Origin of the sequence: Psychrobacter sp. TB55-MNA-CIBAN-0194 (assembly GCF_040309505.1) — a bacterium.
Classification (GTDB): domain Bacteria; phylum Pseudomonadota; class Gammaproteobacteria; order Pseudomonadales; family Moraxellaceae; genus Psychrobacter; species Psychrobacter fozii.
In genome coordinates, this window is record NZ_JBEOOW010000419.1 from 1 (window position 1) to 262 (window position 262).

Genomic DNA, 262 nt, shown 5'->3' on the forward strand with positions numbered 1-262 from the left:
GCACTAAACCATTGAAACCATTAGCAGAGCATATTCATTGGCATGGTTTTAATCGTGAAGGCTTTAAACAACACATGGCTCAATGTGGTGGGGTGATTGGCAATGCTGGCTTTGAGTTGGCCAGTGAGGCGATGACGTTAGGTAAAAAGTTATTGGTGAAACCGTTACAGGGTCAGTTTGAGCAATCTGCTAACGTTGCGGCGTTAGAATTACTTGCTGCGGCAGAAAGTATGCAAACTTTAGATCCTGCTGTGCTTAAGCG

1 protein-coding gene is annotated in these 262 nt (G+C 44.7%); it reads left to right on the forward strand.

Going from position 1 to position 262, the window contains the following annotated elements; translation table 11 throughout:
- Positions 1-262 (forward strand): glycosyltransferase family protein (locus tag AAEY75_RS15715; protein ID WP_352260117.1); only part of this gene is annotated, 262 nt, incomplete at both ends.